The following is a 21,032-nucleotide window of genomic DNA, read 5'->3' as shown; positions in this document are numbered from 1 at the left end:
GTCTGCTCCTCGCCACTCAGGCGTACTCTGCGCCGCTTACGGCCTCGGTGACGGTGTCGTTGTCAGCGTCGATGATGGACGTCTGGACGGCGGCCTTCGTGCCCGTGCGCGTTCTCGATGTGGCGGCCTTCGACGCGCCGCGCCCGCGGCTGGCGGCCGACGGACGCCAGGCCCGCAGTGCATCGTCGGTCAACCCGAGCTCGCCCTGCTTCTGCTGCCTGAACGCCAGGATCTCGGCGGCCGGCGACGCCCCGAACTCCGGGTCGTATTCGCCATACCACTGCTCCAACCACGGCTGCAGCTCAAGCAGTCCGGCCAGGTAAGGCACGAGGTCGTCGTCGCTGAGCCCAGCCTGCTGGATGTACGAGGCGAGCGCGAGGGCCTGCTCCAGGTGATCCCAGCCGGCCCACCCGTACAGCTCCGGCGACTGCGCGTTGACCGTGCCATAGGACACGAACCGCTCCTTGGGCACATCCAGCTTGCCGCGCGCACGCCAGTAGCTCGGCTTCAGGAAGTCCGCCGAGGTGTACTTCGGCGGCACGGGCGTCCGCTCACGGACCTTCCGCCTGGCGGGCTCGTCGGGCGCGGCGTCCTCCTCCCGCTGCAACTTCCACACCTGTTCCCAGTCGGCACGCTTCTTCAGCCCGGACGGCTTGTACCGCAGCGCGGACACGAACGGCACGTGCTCCTCGGACAGCAGCTCCCGCACGGTCTTCACGAGATCCTGCCGGGGCGCGTACAGCTCAGCAACGGACGTGAAGTCCTCGTCGGTGGACAGATTTTCGGCTAGGCGGGCGAGGGTGGTGACGGTGGGATTGCCGCTAGCGTCGAACCAGTACGCGCGGTCCTCGACCCGGTCGAGCAGCCAGGACTTCAGCGCCTTCTGCCGCATTGTGTCCCAGCCCTCGGTGGCCCAGCGCCGCTTGTATTCGGGGCGCTCCACCATGCCGATGGCACGGTTCGACTCGATGACCTCGATGCGCCTTTCGACGAGCATGCGGTAGTCGGCGGGCCAGCGCGCGGGAATCTCTGTGATCGGCGTCGACCCGTGTCGTTTGAACCACTCGTCACTGGCCTCCCCAGTTGCGACCCGGCGCGCGAGTGCGATCTCAAAGGCCCGTTCGCCGAGGGAGAGTTCGGGCACGGCGGCGGGATCGGGCAGGCGCAGGTCTTCGGAGTGTAGGTCGTAGAGGGAGTAGACCTGCCAGTCCAGCTCCTCCTGCAGCGCAATCATGCGGGCCCGGGTGGAGTTGTAGTGGGCACGGGCATTGCGAAGAGCGGCGGAAGTGGGCACGGAGTCAGCGGCGCAGGCGGCGGGGGTCGTCGAGGAGAGCTGCTCGGCGAGCGCGTCGAGCTCGGTGGCGAGGGCTGTGGGATAGGCGGCCGGGAGGGGGAAATCCTGCAGCGCGGTACCAGTGAATTCGAAGAAGCTCTCCCAGGCGTAACGGCCGGTGCCGCGCTCGCCGCCTCGGTTTCCCTTGTCATGGCAAACCATGCGCAGCCAGAACCCGGCTGTGGAGCTATTGAGTAGCCCCAGCAGCCGCACATGCTCCTCCTCCGTTGACCCCTCTGGGAGCACCAAAACTGGCGCAGTGCGGATGAACACGCGTGAGCGTCGATTCAGGGAGAAGTGGTTGTGAGTGGAAACGAAGGGGAATGCAATGGTCGCGTCTGGGGAGTAGCGGCGACGAAAGAACATTGAGTACTCGAACCATCGTAGGCCGCGATCGAGTTGAGACTTACCAAAGGCGACGCGATCGATGAGGTACCTACGCATTGGCCAGAGAAATCGACTCACTTTCTCGGGGGCGTCGGGCTCCAGGGTCTCTTCTTCGTACGGCCACAAGGAGGGTTCGGCTCCATCGATGAGGTAGTCGCGAACAGCTCCGCCTTCGACCAGCTCACGTTTATGTGCCTCGGTGATACCGGCCCTCCGCAAGGCTCCGGCGCCGACCATGTAGGCGTCGTCCTCGCGGGTAACGGCACCTGCACCGATTTCTTCAACAACCGACTTGAGCCTGGCTGCGGCTGTGGTGTTGAGCTGCTCAACCATCTCGTGGCCGCCGGCGGCCAGGATCCAGGGTTGTTTGTCGAAAATGCCTACTCGACCTAGATCATCGGCTGACACCCATTTGCTGGAGCTTCCCGGCATGTCGATCTGCTCGACGATCGCCCGCCACACCAACCCCTCCTCCGCCTTCTCCGGCGTCGAAGGCTCTCCCTGTACGCTCCGCACCGTCCGGATCGTCGCCTGCCGCTTCGATCCGGCCCTCGGCCGTCCCACGAGGATCACCGTCGGTGTCCCGTGCCCCGGAATGTATGCCCCCGACGTGTCGATGACCTCGGTGAGTTCGACCTTGTGGGCGAAGTACTCCTCGATGAGCTTGGTTCCGAACTCACGCTTCATGAAGGAGTTGGCCGTGATCTGGCCGACCATGCCGTAGCTGTTCCCATCGGCTCCGCCCCGCTTGGCTAGTTCGAAAAACCTCTGGGCGAAGGGGACAGACAGCGCATAGGTCCCCGCGCACGCGTCGTACAGCTCCCGGTACAGCTGGTTGAGCTTCTTGTCCTTGACCGTGATGTACGGCGGGTTGCCCACCACTACGTGGTATCGCCCCTGCTCCAGAATCCCGGGATACTCGTGCACGTCTTCCGTTGCGTACGAGAACTCGGCCAGCGGGTCACCGCTCGTGCTGCTGCCCTCTTCTTCAAGGCCGAGCCCCAGCTGAAGCTCCAGCTGCCGGTCCTTGATGAGTGAGTCGCCGACCGCGAGTTGGATGGGCCACTCGTACCGCTGGGCCTCCTCGAACGTCCGCATGCCACTCGCGGCCATGGCGGCTACCAGGAGCCGGAAGCGGGCCACCGCTACCGCGAACGGGTTGAGGTCCACCCCGTGCACCGAGTCGAGAGCCGCCCGTACGCGCTCGTATGGGCCGATCTCGGGCCGTTGCTCGGTCCACATCCGCACCAGTCGCCGGAACGTGCCGAGTACGAAGTGTCCGGACCCGCAGGTCGGGTCGATCATCTTCAGTTCTTCGAAGCCGAACTCCCGCACGGCAGGGGTCATCGTCCGGTCGAGGATGAACTCCTCCACGAACTCCGGCGTCTGCAGCAGCGCGTACGTCTTGCGGGCCGCCTCGCTCAGGTCCTGGTACAGGTCGCCCAGGAACCGAGTGTCCCAGCCCTCGGTGCCGTCCTCGCTCAGCGGGTCGCTGAAGTCGTGCACGAGCACCGGGCTGCCGCCCCCTTCGTCGCCGTCCCCGTCGAGTCCACCCGCGCCAACGCGCTGCTCGCGCCAGAATGCGAGCAACGCGCCCGCACCGTCGTGTGAAAGCGGGATCTGGTAAAGCGGGTTATGTTCGCGGTCGAAGAGCAGCCGTCCGGCCTGCCCGGCGCCCAGTTCAGCGAAGGCCGTCTCCAGCCATCCTCGGTACGTCGGGTCGGCGTCTTTCTCCAGGTACTCCTCGTACCGGGCTTGGGCGGTCTCGCGTCCGGCCACATCAGGGGACGTGATGTACGGCTCATCGATCAGCCGGTTGTCCTCACTGAACCGCACGAAGACCGTGCCGAGCACCCAGGCCACCGCGACCTGGGTGATCCGCTCGCCAAGCCAGGCGTTCCAGGTCGCCGCCGTGCGGCCCAGCTTCCGGGCCTGTTCGTACTCGCCGCGCAGCCGTGTCCGGACCTCGGGGACGGCCTTGACCTGCTGCTCAAGGTCCGTCTCTGCCGCCTTGACCTGCGTTTGCAGGTCGGCGAGGAGGCTCTTGCGGTCGATCACGAACGGCTCCTGTGGAGAAGGGAGATGACGGAAGGAGATCAGGTCAGGGGGAGAAGTGGGTCAGGCGTCAAGCGCGAGATGTTTGCGCGCGACCCAGGCGTCAGGCACAACGATCCACTCGTCGAACCCTGCCTGGTAGGGAACACTCTGCCCGGCCAACCGCGGCGCCCGTGCCGGATCGGACTGGGCCACGAGCAGCCACAGCGGGCTGCCGCCCTGTCGAGCCTCCTCCGAGAGGCGCCCGAGCAGGTCGAGCGCGTCGTAGCGCGCCAGCACCGCAGTGTCGGTGAGCAACAGCGGACCATCGGCCTCCGCTAGCTGCTCCCGCAGCCGCGGCTCGATCCGCCCCCACGCCTTGTCGGTGCGTATGCGCAGCTGTTGGTGAGCCCGACTACCCGGCTCGGCGGCGTCCGCCTTGAGGACGGTCTCCCAGGTCGGCCGGGCAGCCTCGCTGACCACGCCGCGCAGTTCGGCCACGAACAGTCCGGTCACCGACACCGGCCGAACCCCGTATGGCTCACCGGCCAGCCGCTGCACCGCGTCCTCGGCCCGCCGCTGGGGCACGGTCAGGACCCGGAAGCCGTCCTGCCGCGCCGAGTGCATAAGTCGCTGCTCAGCCTTGACGGCAGCGGCGACGGCCGCGTCCGCGTCGTACTGGGTGGGGGCCGAGCGGCGCGCAGCCGAGGCACCCCAGCTCGCCGAGGTCAGCCCGGCAGTGGCGTCCCCGGAGGGGCGGTCCGGGATGAGCCGGAGCACCTTGTCGTAGCGGGTGGCCAGTTTCAGCTCGAAGCCGGCCTGCTTCAGGGCGCGGACCAGGGCGCTGCCCGTGGGCAGCTCGCGCGGCGCCAGCGGATCGGTGCCCAGGTCGGGGAAGCGGGTGGCGACCCGCTTGTGCAGCGCGTCCACCGTCAGGCCCGGCTGCCGCTCCTCCTCGACGCCCGGCTGCACGGCGACCACGCCGGCCTGGGTGATCCGCAGCGCACGCACCAGGTCCAGGTCGCGCGGGTAGATCTCCAACCGCGGGGTGAGCGCGGCCCGGGTGGAGGCGGCGACCGCGATCTCGGCCGTCCGCCGCTCGTCCCAGCCCAGGCTGCCCGGCGGCCGTCGCACCGCGTCCAGCTCGGTGAGGACCGTGCTCGCCGTCGGCAGGGACTCAAGCGCCGCGAGCCGGTCGGCCCGCACGCCCAGGTTCAGCGCGTACTCCTGCAGGGCGGGCAGCGCCGGGGTGTCCGGACCGTCCACGTCCTCCCGGACATCCAGGGCGAGCAGGCCGAGTACCGGATCGGCGCCCTTGGGCATGCGGGCGTGGAAGTAGCGGAAGAGCGGCGGGGACTCGTTGTCGTAACTCTCTCGTTCGACCACCGCACGCAGCAGCGACAGGGCGAGTGCACGCCGGTCGCGCCGCTCCACGTGCTGGGTGCCGCGCCGGGCGATGAGGGCGTCGGCGAGCTCGATCACCGGGGCCACCCGGCCGCGCTCAGCCAGAAGCTCCACCACCTGCTCACGCAGCAGCCCCAGGGCCGCGTCCTTGTACCAGCGCTCGCGCGCCTTCTTCACGATCTGCGGGATCCGGCCCGCGGTCAGGCCCACCGCATCGGCGACGTCCCGCTGCCGGACCCAGGCCAGGCCCCCGGGCAGCGTCCCTGTCTCATCGGGCAGCCGCAGCAGCAGCCGGATTGCTTCGCGCTCCTTGGCATTGGAGCGGGCACTACCGCTGGATGGCTTCGGTACGAGACGGGCGGCGAGCGCGTCCAGGCTCAGGCCGCCCAGCACCTGCGGGTCAGCGCCGTCCCCGTCGGCGGCGACCGACTCTGCGACCGCCCGCTCCAGGTCGGAGAGCTCCTGGCCCGCCGCCTTGCGGGCCTCCGCGCTGAGCGGCGCGGGAGCCGCCTTGCCCAGGCGTGCGTTCCACTCTTTCTGCCGGCGCTGGATCTCCTCCCGGGTGCGCGAGCCCATGCCCGGCGCGGTGAGGAACTTCTTCGCCGAGTATTCCAAGACGTCCCCGACGGTGTTCAGCCCCATCGCGAACAGCTGCGACTGCGCTGCGACCGTCAGACCCGCCACCGACAGCGGCGTGTTCCGGTCGGCGCGCTCGGCCTGCTGGTCGCGGACCTGCTCGGCAGAGACGTCGTCGTCCTCCCGCCCGATCCGCGGTTGCGCCGCCGACCCGGCAACCGCGTCGGTGCCGCCCTTCGCCCCGCGCCCCGACTTCTCACCGTGACCGGTGCTCGGCGCCGTGGTCTGCTGTGCGTCCAGGAAGATCCGCTGCCAGGCACGCTCCATCGGCTTGAGATCCGGGAAGCGGTCCTTCACATCTCGGGCCAGCGCCTTACGGAAGAACGCCACAAGGCCGTCCCGGACGGCCGGCTCAAAGGCGTCTGCCGCCAGCTGCGGGTACGGCCATTCCTTCGCATCCGTCTGCCGGGCCGTGACCGAGCCGTCACCCCAGCGGGGCAGCTCGTTCGACGCCATCTCGTGCAGCGTCACGGCCAGCGCATACCGCTCGGCGTGCCCGTCGTACGAGCCGCGCGTGATGACGCCCACGAACGGGTCGAGATAGCCCTCGGTGCCCGCCTCGATTTCCTTCGCCGGGTACCCGGCGAGCGAGAAGTCGATCAGCACCAGCTGACGGGTGCCGTTGGGGCGGACCCGGATCGCGATGTTGTCCGGCTTCAGATCCCGGTGCCAGATCCCCTCCGCCTCCAAGTGCTCCACAGCACCGAAGAGGTACTTCCCGTACGCCTCCAGCTGGTCCATGCCCAAGCGGCCGTTGTCCCGCAGCTGGCGGGCAACGGTGTCCTCCCTGCGGCGCGGCCCCTTACTCGCACTGCCGTCCTGGTCCTTCAGCTCCCGGCTGTCACCCACGTACTCCAGGACCAGGACCCGGCGCCCAGCCAATGTCAGGGGCTGCGGCTCGTACAGCGAAATGATGCTGGAGTCCCTGTGGATCCGGCCCAGGACCTCCGCCTCACGATCCAGGACAGCATGCTTGGCCTCGCTCAGCGCGACCTTCAGCACTGCCACCGGCAGGCCGCCGCTGCGCCGAGGCTCGCCCTCCAGATCCCGCACCAGGAAGGCCCGCGCGGTCGAGCCTGTACCGAGGCGGCGCACGACCTCCCAGCGTCCGGCAAGTACGTCCCCGGCCACGGCCTCCAGCGGGTCCTTCTCCGGCTCGGATCTTTCCTCGCCCACGCCTGCGGCTGAACCGCCGTCCCCGCCCGCGACTGCAGCCGCATCCCCACCGCCCGGGACCTCCTCGACGAATGCCTGCTCGACGTACTCCAGCATCTCCAGGAAGTCGTCGACCGTGGACAGACGCCGACCCGGTTCGTACGCGGTGGAAGCCTCCACCAGATCGTCGATGTCCGGATTGAGACCGTCGACGAGCGCGCTGGGACGCAGACTCTCGCCGGCCTCCAGACGTGCCATGACCTCGCTCTGGCTCGCGCCAGGCGCTTGCCCGGTCACCAGCAGGTACGTGAGCACGCCGAGCCCGTACACATCGAGGCGCACTGGATCGGCCTTCGGAATCCTCAGCTCCGGAGCCAGATAGGGATCAGCCTGCTCGGCGACATGGAACCCCGTCACGTTAGTCGGAGCCAGGGTCAGAGGCCGGCCGCGGCTGGAGCTTTGCCCAGTGGCGATCTGCCAATCCGCGATCTGCGTCCACGGACGCAGCCAGCGCTGCTCCTCGCCGAGCTCCCGCCCGCGTGGACCGCGGTCGCGCGGAATCACATGCACCGCGTGCGCCGACAGCGTGCGGTGGTGGACCCGCCGGGAGTGCGCGGAGCGCACCGTCTCGGCAAGCTGCCGCACCAGCGCGAGGCGCCCCTGCAGATCGAGACCCTCACCGTGCTGGACCAGGTAATCGTCCAGGCGCAGCGTCTCCGGGTGGTAGTCGAAGAGGATCGCGGGCCCGGCGGGATGCCCCGACGGCAGATAATTCTTCAGCTGTACCGCACCGGGATGACGAAAACGGCTGAGTACCGATGCCTCGCGGGCGGCGGCACGCTCCACCGAGCGCCGCTCGTCGTCGGAGGCACCACGTTCACTGAGGAAGACCCGCACCCGTGCCAGATCGTGCAGCTGGGAATGGCGTCCCAGATAGTCGGCCCAGGACAGCCCGGAGTCGAACGCCTTCGCCTCCAGGAGGTAGGAGCCCACCTCGTACTGGCGGCGGATCGGTGCGATACGGAGCTTTTTCAGGGCTGCATCGACAAAGCGGGATGCCTCGGCTGTGATCTGGTAGCGGGCGTCTCCCGGCGGCACGGCCAGCATCTCCACCAGCTGCTTGACCGTGAACACGCCGTTCATGTCGGCAGCCGGAAGGTTCACCTGAAGCTTGTCGTCCGTGAAGCAGACAGCCTCACCCACCCAGATCTTCGTTCGGTGCGCGGGCCGACCGGAGACGCCGTTAATCAGGCCCGACAGCTCCTTGGCCTTCCGGTTCGCCAGGTGCAGCGGGTTGCCGTGCCGACGGCTGGTCCCGCTGGGCGTGGTCTGCACCCAGTCGTTGCCGCCGCCGTGGACCGAGCCGTGCCAGTCCTTCAACTCGACCAGGAAGACCCCGGCCGGCGCTACCACCAGAAGATCGACCTCACGGACGTGCCCGCTGTTCGCGGTGAACATGAAGTTCGTCCAGGCACGCCAGGGTTCCTCGTCTGGCAGACGCCGGCGGATCGCCTCAAGACCACGGCGCTCGTGCTCATACTCGGACTCGGTGACCGTCGTCCACCGGTCTTCCAGCATGCGGCTCCCCGTCCGTGTCTGTAAGCCTGCCGTAGTTCCTGCCGCTGCGTTCAGGAAGCACAGCTCAACCCTCGGACCGAATCCTAAAGGGTGTCACTGACATCAAGAGCGGCCTGAGCGTGCTACGACCGAGGCCGCGGAATCCCAGACGTGGCGTCGATGGAACGGGGCAGAGTGCGCCGCGAACGAATGTGCGCGGGATCGCCGGTTCGACCAACCGGCGATCCCGCGCTACGTTGCCGCGCTCGTGTGCGCCAATGATCAGCGTGAACGGCTGACGGCTGGGCTGGTCGTAAACATGGGCGTGGCCGGCGGACTGGTAGCGAGGCTGGTCCTGCGTTCGCGGCCCGCAGGCTGTGCCTGGCGCGTGCCGGTCTCGTGGGCGAGGGTTTCGGAGAGATCGGCCAGCAGTGAACTCGGGGTATACGGGGACGCGGTGATGGCCCAGGTGGGCCGGTCCGGTCCGGGGCCGGCCCAGACGGTCCAGGTGGCCAGGTTCTGATTCGGGTGTTGTGCTGCGAAGGCATCGAACTGGACGCCCACGTTCCCGTCGGGGGATGTCCAGCGGATCCATCGCCCGTCCACGGTGTGCTTCCATCCGGCGTCGGAGAGCGGCTGGGTGGCCGCGGTGACCATCTTCTCGTCCACCGGGACGCCGGTGGTCGTGTCCCAGCCGTCGCCGTCGGCGAGGTGATTCAGAAGTTCCGCTATCACCGCGGCGGGGGTGGCGCCGGTCGCGGTGACGACCCACATGCGGTCGGAGACGGGCGTCTCGTAGGCGGCTACGGTCCACGCGGTCTCGTGGGCCGGGGTCTCGTGGATGCGCTCGATGCGCAGGGTCTGCGACTCGTGGATGACGTGGGTTGTCTCGTCGGACCAGGTCCGCCACTTCTCGAACTCGCCGTGCCTGTCGAGGAAGGAGTCGAGGAGGGCGTCGTGGTCGCCTGCATCGGCCAGGTAGACGGGGACGGTCTCCGGCTCCGGGCGGTGAGGCCCGGGTTTCGCTGCGCCGAGGTCCAAGGCGGTGCGGGCCTCGACGGCGGCGCGCTCGGCGTCGGTTAGGGGTGCCGGACCGGGGCGCATGTCGGTGCAGTGGACCTTCTCGAAGGCGAGCAGGGCCTGAGCGGGTGAGTCGAAGGTGTCGGCGACCTGGCGCAGGTGGTCCTCGCCGTGGAGGTAGACCGACTTGCCGTCACAGCCGAGGTACGTGCCGATCGCGACGGTGGTGTGGCCGTCGTGGGCGTGTGCGTGGATGAGGAGATGGCCGTGGCGGATGTCGTCGTGGATCTTCTGCGCGTGGTTGGAGACCTCGCGGATCTCGCTGCGGGTGCACCACGGCATCGGATAGTCCGCCCAGGTCCATTCCTCGTCCATGGCCTCCCGGAGTCGAGGGGTGATTTCGACGCTGATGCCGCCGGCGGACAGATGCTTGGCTGCGTCCTCAGCCCAGTAGGGCTCCTCGTGGTCGATGCGGGCCAAGACCAGGACGTTGTCGGCGAGGACGGCCCAGTCGGCTGCCTCGAGAGCCATGAGAGTGATGCGGGCCTGGCTGCCGGTCAGGACAGCGGTCACGGCGCTGGGATGGGTTGGGTGGGTGTCGAGGCGGACGTGAGCGTCGATGGAGGGAGTCACGTTGGGGTGTCGTCTCTTCTGCCGGTGGCCGGGCCTTCGGGCCCGACCACCGGCGTATGCGGGGTGCTATCGGGTTGCTCGCGCGGCGCGGGCGGCGTGAGCGGCCGTCGTGGTCGGCGGGCCGGCGCGAGTGGCAGGTGCCGGGCGCGGCCGTGGTGGCGGGACAGTTCGCGTGGCGTGCTGCCAGCGGGTGCGAACCGCGCTGATGTCGGCGATGGCGCGGCGGGCGCCCACCACAAGCTGGAACGGGGTGTTCGCCGGGTCTCCGGCGTACGCCGAGATGCGCCGGCCAGCGTGATCGGCGGTGGCTAGGAGGGAGCGCTGCAGGGCACGTTCGCCCCAGTGCTCCACGGAACCGGCCGGTTCGGCCAGCAGGCGGAGCACCTCGCCGGGTTCACTCGCGTTGTCGAGCAGGCCGCGCTGTTGGGCCTCCCATAGGACGGTGACGGGGTCGACGGGCTCGCGGCGGCGGGCCAGGGCGGTCAGGCATTGCCACAGGCCGGCGTGCAGGGGCCGGGTGAGGTCGTCGGGGAGCAGCCACCGGACGGACTCGATGTCGGCGGGGTGGGCGGTGGCGGTCGCTAGGAGCAGCTGCTCCTCCTCGACCGCCTCGGTGCGGTCGGTGGTGTTGACCGGCGGCGGTGCCGCGGTGCGGGGCAGCACTCCGGCGCGCGGCGGGAACCGGCTCGCGATGTCGTCCACGACTGCGGTAAGCGCGTCGGCCTCGGCGAGCACTGTCTCGTCTGGGTGCGGGTGGGAGGCGTCGTGGACGGTTTGGATGAGGCGTTCGGCGGCCGTCTGCAGGCGACGGCGGGCGTGTTCGGCCTCTACCATCCGGGCGTAGGCCGGTGCGTGGCGGGGCCAGGGGCAGACCTGGACGAGGGTGTGCAGGTAGGAGGCGGTCAGTCCGCGCGCCTGTTCGCGCCCCGTGGCGAGCACTTGGTCGAGCCATTTGGTGTTCTTCGCGTGCTCGGCGGGGTCGGGCGGAGGCAGGGTGCTGATGGCGGTGAACAGGGCGGCGTGCGCGGCGGTGGAGAACGAGTCGGCGGCGATGCCGGTCACGTCGCCGAGGCGGTGTGGATGAAGGAGGAGGGCGCCGAGGAGGGCCTGCTCGACGTGGAACACCGGCTGGGCGGTGCGATGGCGTCGAGGTGGTCTTCTTCGGGTTCGGGGACGTGGGGCATCAGGCTGCGAGGGTGAAGTCGTCGGGGTTGAGGGTGACGCCGAGGTGCGGGGCGAGGAGGTGGCCGGCGAGCAACGGCGGTACGGCGTTGCCGATCTGGGAGAACTGCTGGCCCTTGTTGCCGGCCCAGGGGTAGTCGGCGGGGAAGGTCTGCAGGAGGCCGGCCTCGCGGGCGGTGATCCGGATCGGCTCGGGTACCGCTGGCGTGTCCGTGTCCTCGCTCGGAGGCGAGGCTGGTTCGGCGACCCAGGTGCACTCGTTCGCGCGGTGCCCGAAGAACAGTATGCCCGCCGGCTCGGACAGCGGGCGGACGGTGGCGTTCGCTTGGTTGTTGCTGCGCAGGGACCAGGACCAGCGGTGTGCGTCGGCGGTGAACGTCGGCGCCGGAGCGTCGGCGGCACGGTTCTGTCGTGCGCCGTGCCGTGCCTTCCAGCCAGTTCCTTCGCGGCGGGACTGCAGGAGCACACCGTCCGGCCTGGGCATCCAGGTGCCGCGCTCCCGGGCGTCGGAGAGCGACTTGCGGGAGCCCGAAGGGAACGGTTCGGGTCCGCCGCCGGGTCCGCCGCCGGCGCAGACGGTGGGAACGGGCCGGTCAGTCGCGCCCCATCCGAGGGCCTCGGCCATGCTGACCCAGCGGGCGCGGCCCGGACCGAACAGCGAGTCAGGCTCGGCGACTTGGGCGTGGGTGGGCGTGGGAGGCTGTGCCGTACGGACCCGGGAGGCGACGGTGTTATCTGGACGATTCCCTCTTCTCGGTGACTGTGCGTATGGGTAGTTGGGCATATGGTTCCGGCCGTGCGTGTCGTGAAGGTGATGGATTCGGGACCTGGTAAGCCTCAGGTACGTCTGATCGACGCGTCCGGCGAGCCGGTACGCGAGGTTGATGAGTTCCTGCGACTGCTGGCTGTTCGTGCGTACTCGCCGCACACGGTGCGGGCCTACGCCTATGACCTGCAGAAGTTGTTCCTGTTCTTGAGTGAAGTGGAGCTGAATGCACAGGAGTTCACGCCGTCCCGGGCGATGGACTTCCTGCAGTGGCTGCGGCTGGTCTCCTCCGCGCGGCGGGCTCAGCGCCTGGAGTTGGGCGTTGCCACCGCCGAGGGCCGGGTGCTGTCGGCGAAGACGTGCAACCGGGTCATGGCGGCGGTGTCCTCGTTCTACGAGTTCCTGATCGCCAGCGAGTGCTACTCCGGTCGGGACAATCCGATCGTCAAGGTCGTCGATCAGGCGGCTGCCCGGGTGCCGGGACGGCATCGGCCTGCGCTGGACAACGCCGCTCGGCAGCAACCGGTCCGCCGGGTGCTGCGGGTCAAGACCGTTGAGGCGATGCCGCGGCCCATGTCGGCCGAGGTCTATGCCGCGCTGCTGGCTGAGCTGCGTACCAGCCGGGACCGGGCCTTGCTGGAGGTGATGTGGGAAGGGGGTCTTCGCCCCGGCGAGGTGCTGGGGCTGCAGCTGGAGGACATCTCCTACGGACGGCGCCGAGTCACGGTGCGAAAGCGTCCCGATCACCCGCGGGGAGTGCTGCAGAAGTCCCGACGGGACCGGGTCGTGGACCTGCTGGAAGGGCGTGCGCTGCCGGCGTTGAACGCATACGTGATGCACGAACGTCCCGCCGATGTCGACACCCCGTGGGTCTTCCTGGTGGGCGGGCGGGGCAAGCGCCGCGGCGAACCGCTCAGCTATGACGGGCTGGTGCGGATGTTCGCCCGGGCAGCGACACGGGCCGATGTCCGCGATGCCTGGCTGACGCCGCACAGCCTGCGCCACACCCACGCCACCCGAATGTTCGAGGGCGGGATGCGCGAGCTGACGCTGATGACACGGCTGGGCCATGCGACGCCGGACTCCATGAAGATCTACACCCGGGTCAGCGACCCCGAGGTCATCAAGGACTACCGGCAGGTGATCGGAGAGGTGACGCCGTGAGCTCGATCGTCCCGCTGCCGGCCTCATCGCCGGCCCCCGATCCGCGCGCGCCGCGCCACTGCCCGATGCGGGAGTACGCCGCGTTCATCGCCGAACTCGACGTCAGCGAACCCCGAAGGCGTCGGCACGCCTCCTCCCACCAGCGGTTCGTGCACACCTTTCCTGACTTGACCACCTGGTTCGCCCAGCCGCTGCGGCAGCGTCTGGGCTGGCGCAACGGTGAGGACCAAAACCGCCGCACCCGCCCTGACGCCGACTTCGATGCGACCACCGGATGGATCAACTTCCAGGCCCGCCACTACGTGATCTACCTGGGGTTGACCGGCCGCCTGCGGCTGGACTGGGGATGGCTGCTGGGCATTGGCGTGCTCAAGCCGTTTCAGGTCGCCGATCAGATGGGACTGCCCTTCCGGGAACACGTCAACGACCGGCAGGAGCGGTTGATCGCTCTTGGGCACGCCCACTCCCGAGAAGACTGGCGCCTGCCTTGGGCCCTGATCCGGCTGGTCCTGCACCGCGGTGATCCCGACATCTCGGCGATCACCGCCGACGACATCGAGGAGATGCGCCAGGCCATCCGGCACCTTCAGCGCGTCCCGGGCATGGACCAGGTCATCGCTCCCCATCGGTTGCCCACCGTGCAGTCGGCATGGGGCACCAACGCCTACCGAGCCGGGTTGGCGCTGTTCCACACGGGAGTCATCGGGCATCCGCCCCCACGGATGCCCGCCGCTCCGCGCTTGCTCCTGAGTTGCAAGCCGCGTATCAACGCGGTGATGGAACGCTTCCTGGCCGAACGAGCCTTGGTGCTGCGGCCGGAGAGTATGAGCAGCGCCCGCGGCGGTCTGCGGCGCTTCGGGCTGTGGCTGGACACCGAGCGACCGCACATCGACCGTCTCGACCAGCTGAACCGGGCCGACGCGGTCGCCTTCATGGAGAAGGTCAACCGGCTGCGGAAGATGAAGCACCCGGACGAGCCGCTGAGCCCGGCCTACCGGGCCGGCATCATCCCCACCCTCGCGGTGTTCTTCCGCCATGCCGCACTTGGCGAATGGGACGACGTCCCGACCCGACCGCTGATCACCGCCGCGGACATGCCCCGCCGCATCGAGAAGGTTCCCCGCTTCATTCCCGAGCATCAACTCGAACCGGTCATGGAACGCATCCGAGCCCTGACCTGCCCGCTGCAGCGATGCGCGCTGCTGGTGGCCCGCTGGAGCGGCGCCCGCCGCACCGAGATCCGCAAGCTTCATCTGGACTGTCTGGATGCCTACCCCGACGGCACCCCCCGGCTGCGGCTTGCGGCCGGCAAGGCTCTCAAGGAACGCACCGTCCCCGTCCACGAGGAGGCGGCAGATGCCATCCGCGCCCTTGCCCAGCTGCGGCGCAACCAGCACGACCGGGGCATCTACGATCCCGACCTCGGGCAGCCAGTGCGCTACCTGTTCCTGCGCAACGGCTGCCTTGCCCACCCCGACTACCTGTTCGCCGACCCCCTTGGCCAGATCTGCACAGCACTGGGGATCCTCAACGGCGAAGGCAAACCCGCGATCCACGCGCACCGCTTCCGGCACACCCTGGGCACCCAGCTCGCCGAGAAGGGCGCCCGCATGCAGACCATCATGAAGGTCCTCGGGCACAAAAGCCCCGGCATGTCGATGACGTACACCCACATCTCGGACCCCAGCGTCCTGGCCGACTACCAGTCCGTCCTTCAACCCGGCGCCGTCATCGCCGGACCGCTCGCCGAAACCCTGCGCGCTGGCCAGCTCGATCAGGACGCACTGGACTGGCTGAAGACCAACTTCTACAAGACCGAACTTGAGCTGGGCCGTTGCCTGCGCCTGCCGCAGGAAGGTCCCTGCGAGTGCGAGCTCTACCTGACCTGCGCGAAGTTCATCACCACACCTCAGTACGCGCCACGACTGCGTCAACGTCTTGGTGTGGAACGGCAGTTGGTCAACGACGCCGAGGCCCGTGGCTGGGAGCGCGAGGCCGAACGGCATCAGCGCACTGCTGACCGGCTTCGAAGCCTTCTGGACGATCTGGGCGAGCCCCATGACGCTACGGCGGACGAAGATCACTGAGAACGCAAACGCGTGGACCAGCGACGACGCCCCAGCGAGAATGCGGTCATGCGCTATCCCAACGCCAGCGACCCCGAATTGATGAACACCGTCCGCCGCTACATGGTCCCTGGCGAGGGAAAGATCAAGCGATACCTAAAGCTCCTCCACGGAAACTTCGTGACGCTGGTGCCGGCAGAACGGGCGGACTTCCTCCGCTCGCTGGCGGAGGACGCCGAGCAGATCACCGACTACGCACTCGGAGTCCTGCTCGACAGTGAGTGGAGATCCCGGATCACCGCGGCCTGGCTGATCGGGCTGAGCCGCCGGGAGCAGTTCCGTGGACGACTTGGAGAGCTGCTGCTGGCCAGCGAGCTCACCTACGCTGGCCAGGGCTACTGCTTCGCGCTGGCCCGCCTCGGCACGGCAAAGGACGCCGAGCTCCTCGTCACCTACCTGGACCGATACCTCCGGCGACCAGATTGCCGATACGACCAGCACTGGGCACTTGGCGCCCTCCAGCACATCGATGAGCGTCTTCGCACCCACCACGCCACCCAATTCATGCAGGCCAATGGACTTTGGGAGCAATGGGCACAGAACGGGCATAACCCTGCGGACGAGAAGGAGCGGATCGACAAGCTGTGTTCGTTCACGGATCAAGCCGTCCGCACTGCAAGTACGGACCGGGGCGTCAGCCGGCGCCCAGAGCTGCTTGCTGACCCGTGGATACGGGTCACTCCAGAGCAAGAGTCCCGGCTCACGACAGAGCTTCGTGCAGAGCTCGGACCTGGTCATGTTCTGGAAGGACGTTCCGCGAACGTGATCGCCCGCTGCGAGGGGTGTGACCACGTGTTCGCTCGCATCGACGAGACGCCGACCAGCTGGGCAGTCGTCCATCTCACCTGGACCGGGCACCCTGATCAGGCCCCATGGCCCATTACTGAGGTCTTCGACTCCCTGAGCGCGGCTGAGGCCGAGCTCGCAGAGCACGAGCACTGACCGGCCCCCGCCTGATCGAGTGTCACTCGGACGAGGGATATCGCCCCCGCAGGACATGAAAGTGTCCAGATAAAGGAGGATGGCCCGCCGCCTGGTCTGGGGTACGCCGTAGTCGGCTGCGTTGAGGATCCCGGTCCACACGGAGAAGCCCCAGGTGCGCAGGATGGCGGCATACTGCCTCCATAGCGGCAGGACGTCCGGTACTTCCTCCATGGCGATCCACTCGGGTTCGCCGACCGTGTTCAGGGCGTGGAGGTAGCGCATGGGCTCGGCGGCCAGCAGACTGCGCTCGTCCCTGCAGGCGGCCAGCAGCTTCTCACGGGTGTCCCGCCCGGCGGCGAGGTCCGCCACAGCCTGGTGCACCAGCGGCTGGTCCACTAGTCCGAGCCGTTTGCCGGCCATCGACCACGCCTGACACGGAGGGGAGGCGATCAGACCCTGGGTCTTCCCGACCCACGGCCACGTCGGATAACGCGCCACATCGGTCCGGATGGTCAACTGCCCAGCGGCAGCACGCGTCTTGCACGCCCACTCGTCCCACTCCAGACCGACATCCCGCGCCCCGAGCACGCTGAGCGAGTGGCTCCAACCCCCGGGGCCTGCGAAGAGGTCGAGTATCAACTGGCCAGCCCGAAGTCGTCCCGAGTGAAGTCCGGTTCGCTGCCCCGGCAGGCCCAGGGCGAACAGCCGTCCACCACACCCTGCTCCAGCTCCTGCGCATCAGGAGCGTCGGTCAACTCGGTCTGGCGGGCGGCCCATTCGGCTGCGGTGACATGGTCGATCGGGGCTTCGCCCAGCGGTACCCTGGAACGGTGCAGAAATGCCTGCCCGAGGAGCCGATTGCCGCTCGCGTTCGCGCGGGCGTTGCCCTGACGGATGGCGGCGTCGAATTCCACGACGTCCTGCCACTCGTCCGGACTCGTGTCACGGATATTCCGCCACTGCGCATTTCCGTGGAACGGGCAACCCAGGCAACTCGATTTCGGAGTGTCCGCCAGGCCGAGCGACGTCAGGTACCGAATGCAGTCCCCTCGCGACCAGTCCATGTCGATGAGCGGATGCCGGTTGCGCATGTAGCGGACGTCGGCGTCCTTCGCGCGATGGAATTCGTCCGTGGAAATACCTACCCACTGTTCGACGAAGACGTCCTTCGGGATGCGGGCGGGGTAGGGGTATCCGAGAAGTTCCCGGACCCTTTTCTTGATCGGCTTAATTTTGTACTCCCCGGTACATTGCCGCCTGGTCATCCCTTGTCTGCCATCCTGATTGAGGATGCAGAGGGGCATGGAGGCGAATCGGTGTTCCGGGTCGAGCGCGTCCTTTCGGATGTTACCCGAGGAGACTCTGAGGATGGGTATTCCGGCCGGTATGGCTACTTCCTGTTCGAGTCTGTCGAGATGTTTGTAAACCGCGCGGGGTTCCCATCCGGTGTCGGCAAAAATGGCGTAATCAGCCTTGGGGAGTACTCCGTTGGCGGAGAGGGCGAGCAGGGCGCTGGACTGAATTCCGGCGCCTAGTGAAATGCAGGTGAGGGCGGGGGATGCGGGAATTGCGCTTCCTTGCGTGAAGAGGCTCATAGCCGGTTTGGGGCAGGGGCTGTGGTGAAGTGCTTCGGGGCCGCAGCGCGGTGCAGGTCGCGGGTTGGGGGACGGACGAGGTAATGAGAGGGCTCCGGGAAGAGGGCGGCGGCTTTCCGGGCTCGGCTGGCGGAGGCCGGCAGCCTGGTGCGGACGGCGAGCGGGTGGCGGTGCGCCGGAGCGGCTACCGGGTGGCCGATCGACCGGTCGAGGCGGATGGCCCTGCTGCCGGCTGGCTGGCTGCGGTCGGCACCGGACGGGCAGCCGGCGGAAACCTGAGGGTGGGGGGCGGTTCGATGAGTGCGCCCAGGGTGGCGATGCCGCGGGCGGTCAGGCGTACGCGGTCGCGCGGCAGACCACCGCGAAAGGAGGGCGGTGCGGACGCGGACTCGCGTGCGATGAGGTCCTCGGCATCCAGTCGACGCAGCTCTTCGACTCCCACGAATGTGTAGCGGAAGTAGACGTGTTGCCGGCCGAGGTCCCTGGCGACGGCGATGTGGCCGCAGGCGACCTCGAGCAGGACACTGCGCTGCTCAGGGTCAAGCTCGTCAACGGGAGCGGCGGCGGTAGCGGCAGGACGCCGTCGGCGCATCTCGCCGGCGATGCGTGCGGCGCACTCGACGGCCTCCCGGGGTGCCAGGGCGGTGAGTTCACGGGCCAGCCGCGCGTACTGGCCCAACCCACGACGGGGGTCGGGGCGCTCGTTTGCCGTGTCGGCTGGGGGAAGGGTCTGCTGGGCCGCGGTGAGGTAGCGGGTGGCGCCGCCGCTGAGGTAGGCGAGCTGCTTCAGCCGTACGACGGCGTCGGTCACCGTGTCGCTGGCGCGCAGGCGTTGGTCCTGGATCGCTTTGATGGCGGCGAGGGTCTCGCGCTCCAGCCGGCGGGCCGAAGCTGCGTAGTCGCTCGGGTCGGGATCTGCTGCTCGGCCGAAGAGCAGGAGATCGACCTTGTCGTTGTGCTGGGTGTAGAGGTCGGCGAGGGCCAGGAGCCGCCCCACGGGGGTCGGCGGCACGGACACGTCGACATCGAACAGCAGGGCATCGTCGGGCGGTGTTGTCATTAGCGGGAGGTCTTCAAAGGGAGTGGCTGGGCGGCGGCGCAGGTATGGTCCGTCCACTGGCGGCGCGGGTGCGGTCAGGGGGGCGGGGCGGAGCGGGGCTGGCCGAGGGCGTCGGCCGGGGCAGTGAAGCAGTTCACCGGCGTCGGGCACCCGTTGCGACGGCAGTGGGCACCTTGGCCGGTGCCGCTGTCGGCGCGCGGCCGGGTTTCTGGGTGGCCAGGGCCAGTCGTCCGGCGGTGGTGATTGTGATGTCCCGAACGAGCAGGGAGGTCCCCTGCACACGGATCAGTCTGTTCTCGGCGAGGACGTGGAAGGGCTTGGCATGGATAGTGCTGCCGTCACTGGCCTGCACGCTCTCCCGGCCGCCGCGCAGTGACCGAGAGAGGCTGGCGCCGCCCTGGGCGATCTTTTCCAGGGCCGTGTGTTGGGCGGGGGTCAGATGCGGGAGGGGCGGCCGGTGCTCTGGGTGGTCCGTGAGGTTGCGGATGATGCCGGAGGCGGTGTACAGGCAGGAAGTCGCGCACAGGTCGAGATCGTGGGCGGCATCGGCCAGGGCTGCGGCCAGCCGGGGCGCGGCCTCGGCATGCCGGACTCTGCGCACCGCATCGTCATCGACCGGCGGGCCGCCGGCGAAGTCGGCGCCTTCCAGTGGATTTTCGGCCACCGCGTTCGCCAGGTCGGCGGCGGCGAGCGAGGCCGTGGCGGCGGCGGAGCTGAGGGTTTCCAGGGAGGAGCGGCTGCCGGGTACGACGGTGTACTGGCTGCCGTCGAGGGCAGCCAGCCGCTGAAGGGTGCGGCCGAACAGTTCGTGGATCTGGACGATCTTCGGAGCGAGTTGGGCAAGCAGTTCGCTGCCTGGCTCGGCCTTCAGTTTGGTGACGCTGGTGTGCAGGGCGCCGAAGTCGGCGCCGAGCGTGCGTAGATGGTCGACCTGTGCGAGGAGGTCGATCTGGTGGGCGCTGGTGGCCCGTGGCGGCCTGTGGGCCGGGTGAGGGCCCATGGGGAAGGAAAGGAACAGAGGGATGAGGCCCTCGGGGTGCGCGAGAGCGCCGGGAGCCGACTTGCCCGAAGCCGTGTGCGGGCGCACGAGCAAGCGGTCAGCGCCTCGCGGGCGCGGGCGGCCTCGTCGCCGTCCCCGGAGGGAGCGTCGCGGCCGATGCGGGTGCTGTACGCGCGGTGGCGATCTCCGGGTGCTCCGTGAGCGCGGAGGCGACGAGCTGCTGGTCCTCGTTTCGTGCCGCGGCCGGGGCCAGTCGGCGGGACAGCGCTTGTGCCAGACCCCGGTAGGTGGTGGCCGCCTGTTTCATTTCGTCTGCCGCACGCCGGAGTTGGTCACGGCTGGCGGCGGGGGTCGGGTCGGCGTCCTCGTACAGCAGGATCTCGGTGCGCTGGTGGATGGCCAGGTTGCACAGGGTGGCGGCAAGCGAGACCCGGTAGCAGGCGTCGGCGAGATGAGCGAGGTTCTCCTGGCCACCCCTCATGAATGCGTAATGGCTGATGGACAGTTCGTGGAACTGCTGGGTGCACTGCATGGCCAGCTGCTGCACGCGCAGGCAGATGGGTGCGATCTGCCTGACCGGCTTGGCGATGTCGCCTTCTCGGACCTGCTCCACCTCCGTGCGCAGGCTCTCCAATGCGGGCGCTACCTGGCCGAGGTGACGGGTGTGCTCGGTCACGTCGATGGTCTGCACGCCACCTCTGAACGGGGGGCAGGGTGCTTCCCACAGGAAGCGTGCGATGCGGTCAGTGCCGTGGTCGGTGCGGGGCCGGGAAGGGGTGTGCCATCCGGCGCGGGGCGGGCGGTTGGCGATGAGGCGCCATCCGGCACCGCGCAGCGACGCGCCGCTCTCGCCCTCCTGCGTGTAGGTGACCAGGCGCCGGTATCCGAGGGCTTTGGCTGCCCGCCATGCCGCCCCATAAAGCAGGGAGTTGGCGTTGGGTGTGCCGTCGCTGGCGGTGCGGGTGACTTCGAGGGTGGTGCCGTCGTCGAGGTGACGGGCGACCGGCCTGCCCACGATGGCCACGGCGCGCAGGGTGCCTGCTTCGTCGGCGGCTC

Annotated in this window: 10 protein-coding genes and 3 pseudogenes; 3 read left to right on the top strand and 10 right to left on the bottom strand. The window is 68.7% G+C overall.

Annotated features, from left to right (window positions below; all coding sequences use genetic code 11):
* Positions 1 to 16 precede the first annotated feature (16 nt).
* From pglX to AB0L75_RS28465, 5 genes and pseudogenes are all read right to left on the bottom strand, one after another.
* Positions 17 to 3,778, bottom strand: coding sequence for a BREX-2 system adenine-specific DNA-methyltransferase PglX (gene pglX / locus AB0L75_RS28485; RefSeq protein WP_365186253.1), 3,762 nt, complete (start codon positions 3,776 to 3,778; stop codon positions 17 to 19).
* A gap of 60 nt (positions 3,779 to 3,838) precedes the next feature.
* Positions 3,839 to 8,527, bottom strand: coding sequence for a BREX system serine/threonine kinase PglW (gene pglW / locus AB0L75_RS28480; protein WP_365186250.1), 4,689 nt, complete (start codon positions 8,525 to 8,527; stop codon positions 3,839 to 3,841).
* Positions 8,528 to 8,788: 261 nt separating this feature from the next.
* Positions 8,789 to 10,159 (bottom strand): DUF317 domain-containing protein, encoded by a 1,371-nt coding sequence (locus AB0L75_RS28475; protein ID WP_365186247.1) that lies wholly within the window; start codon positions 10,157 to 10,159, stop codon positions 8,789 to 8,791.
* A gap of 66 nt (positions 10,160 to 10,225) precedes the next feature.
* A pseudogene (locus AB0L75_RS28470) lies at positions 10,226 to 11,343 on the bottom strand (DnaB-like helicase N-terminal domain-containing protein).
* A pseudogene (locus tag AB0L75_RS28465) lies at positions 11,343 to 12,068 on the bottom strand (DNA cytosine methyltransferase); the annotation flags it as partial. The pseudogenes AB0L75_RS28465 and AB0L75_RS28470, both read right to left, overlap by 1 nt.
* A 69-nt stretch (positions 12,069 to 12,137) precedes the next feature.
* On the opposite strand from AB0L75_RS28465, the gene AB0L75_RS28460 reads away from it, so the two are divergent.
* The 3 genes from AB0L75_RS28460 to AB0L75_RS28450 all read left to right on the top strand — a co-directional run bounded on the left by AB0L75_RS28460 (position 12,138) and on the right by AB0L75_RS28450 (position 16,339).
* Positions 12,138 to 13,271: a tyrosine-type recombinase/integrase gene (locus AB0L75_RS28460; RefSeq protein ID WP_365186245.1), complete on the top strand. Its 1,134-nt coding sequence runs from the start codon at positions 12,138 to 12,140 to the stop codon at positions 13,269 to 13,271.
* Positions 13,272 to 13,438: 167 nt separating this feature from the next.
* Positions 13,439 to 15,358, top strand: coding sequence for a tyrosine-type recombinase/integrase (locus AB0L75_RS28455; protein WP_365186244.1), 1,920 nt, complete (start codon positions 13,439 to 13,441; stop codon positions 15,356 to 15,358).
* Between the two features lie 48 nt (positions 15,359 to 15,406).
* Positions 15,407 to 16,339, top strand: coding sequence for a DUF6000 family protein (locus AB0L75_RS28450; protein WP_365186241.1), 933 nt, complete (start codon positions 15,407 to 15,409; stop codon positions 16,337 to 16,339).
* A gap of 72 nt (positions 16,340 to 16,411) precedes the next feature.
* On the opposite strand, the pseudogene AB0L75_RS28445 reads toward AB0L75_RS28450, so the two are convergent.
* The 5 genes and pseudogenes from AB0L75_RS28445 to AB0L75_RS28425 form a co-directional block, all read right to left on the bottom strand.
* Positions 16,412 to 16,960, bottom strand: a pseudogene (locus AB0L75_RS28445) (DNA cytosine methyltransferase); the annotation flags it as partial.
* Positions 16,957 to 17,829: a hypothetical protein gene (locus AB0L75_RS28440; protein WP_365186322.1), complete on the bottom strand. Its 873-nt coding sequence runs from the start codon at positions 17,827 to 17,829 to the stop codon at positions 16,957 to 16,959. The gene AB0L75_RS28440 and the pseudogene AB0L75_RS28445, both read right to left, overlap by 4 nt.
* Before the next feature lie 271 nt (positions 17,830 to 18,100).
* Positions 18,101 to 18,976 (bottom strand): hypothetical protein, encoded by an 876-nt coding sequence (locus AB0L75_RS28435; protein WP_365186238.1) that lies wholly within the window; start codon positions 18,974 to 18,976, stop codon positions 18,101 to 18,103.
* A gap of 133 nt (positions 18,977 to 19,109) precedes the next feature.
* Positions 19,110 to 19,976 carry a hypothetical protein gene (locus AB0L75_RS28430; protein WP_365186236.1) on the bottom strand — a complete coding sequence of 289 codons (867 nt, stop codon included), beginning with the start codon at positions 19,974 to 19,976 and terminating at the stop codon, positions 19,110 to 19,112.
* A 97-nt stretch (positions 19,977 to 20,073) separates the two neighbouring features.
* Positions 20,074 to 21,000, bottom strand: coding sequence for an XF1762 family protein (locus tag AB0L75_RS28425; protein ID WP_365186233.1), 927 nt, complete (start codon positions 20,998 to 21,000; stop codon positions 20,074 to 20,076).
* Between the last annotated feature and the right edge of the window lie 32 nt (positions 21,001 to 21,032).

The sequence above is a fragment of the Streptomyces sp. NPDC052101 genome, from assembly GCF_040680235.1.
Lineage (GTDB): Bacteria > Actinomycetota > Actinomycetes > Streptomycetales > Streptomycetaceae > Streptomyces.
This window is presented reverse-complemented; position numbering and strand designations above follow the sequence as displayed.

Coding starts and splice junctions, on each gene's coding strand:
- AB0L75_RS28450 (WP_365186241.1), top strand. CDS start 15,407: ATGCGCTATCCCAACGCCAGCGACCCCGAATTGATGAACACCGTCCGC.
- AB0L75_RS28435 (WP_365186238.1), bottom strand. CDS start 18,976: ATGACAACACCGCCCGACGATGCCCTGCTGTTCGATGTCGACGTGTCC.
- pglW (WP_365186250.1), bottom strand. CDS start 8,527: ATGCTGGAAGACCGGTGGACGACGGTCACCGAGTCCGAGTATGAGCAC.
- AB0L75_RS28430 (WP_365186236.1), bottom strand. CDS start 19,976: ATGGGCCCTCACCCGGCCCACAGGCCGCCACGGGCCACCAGCGCCCAC.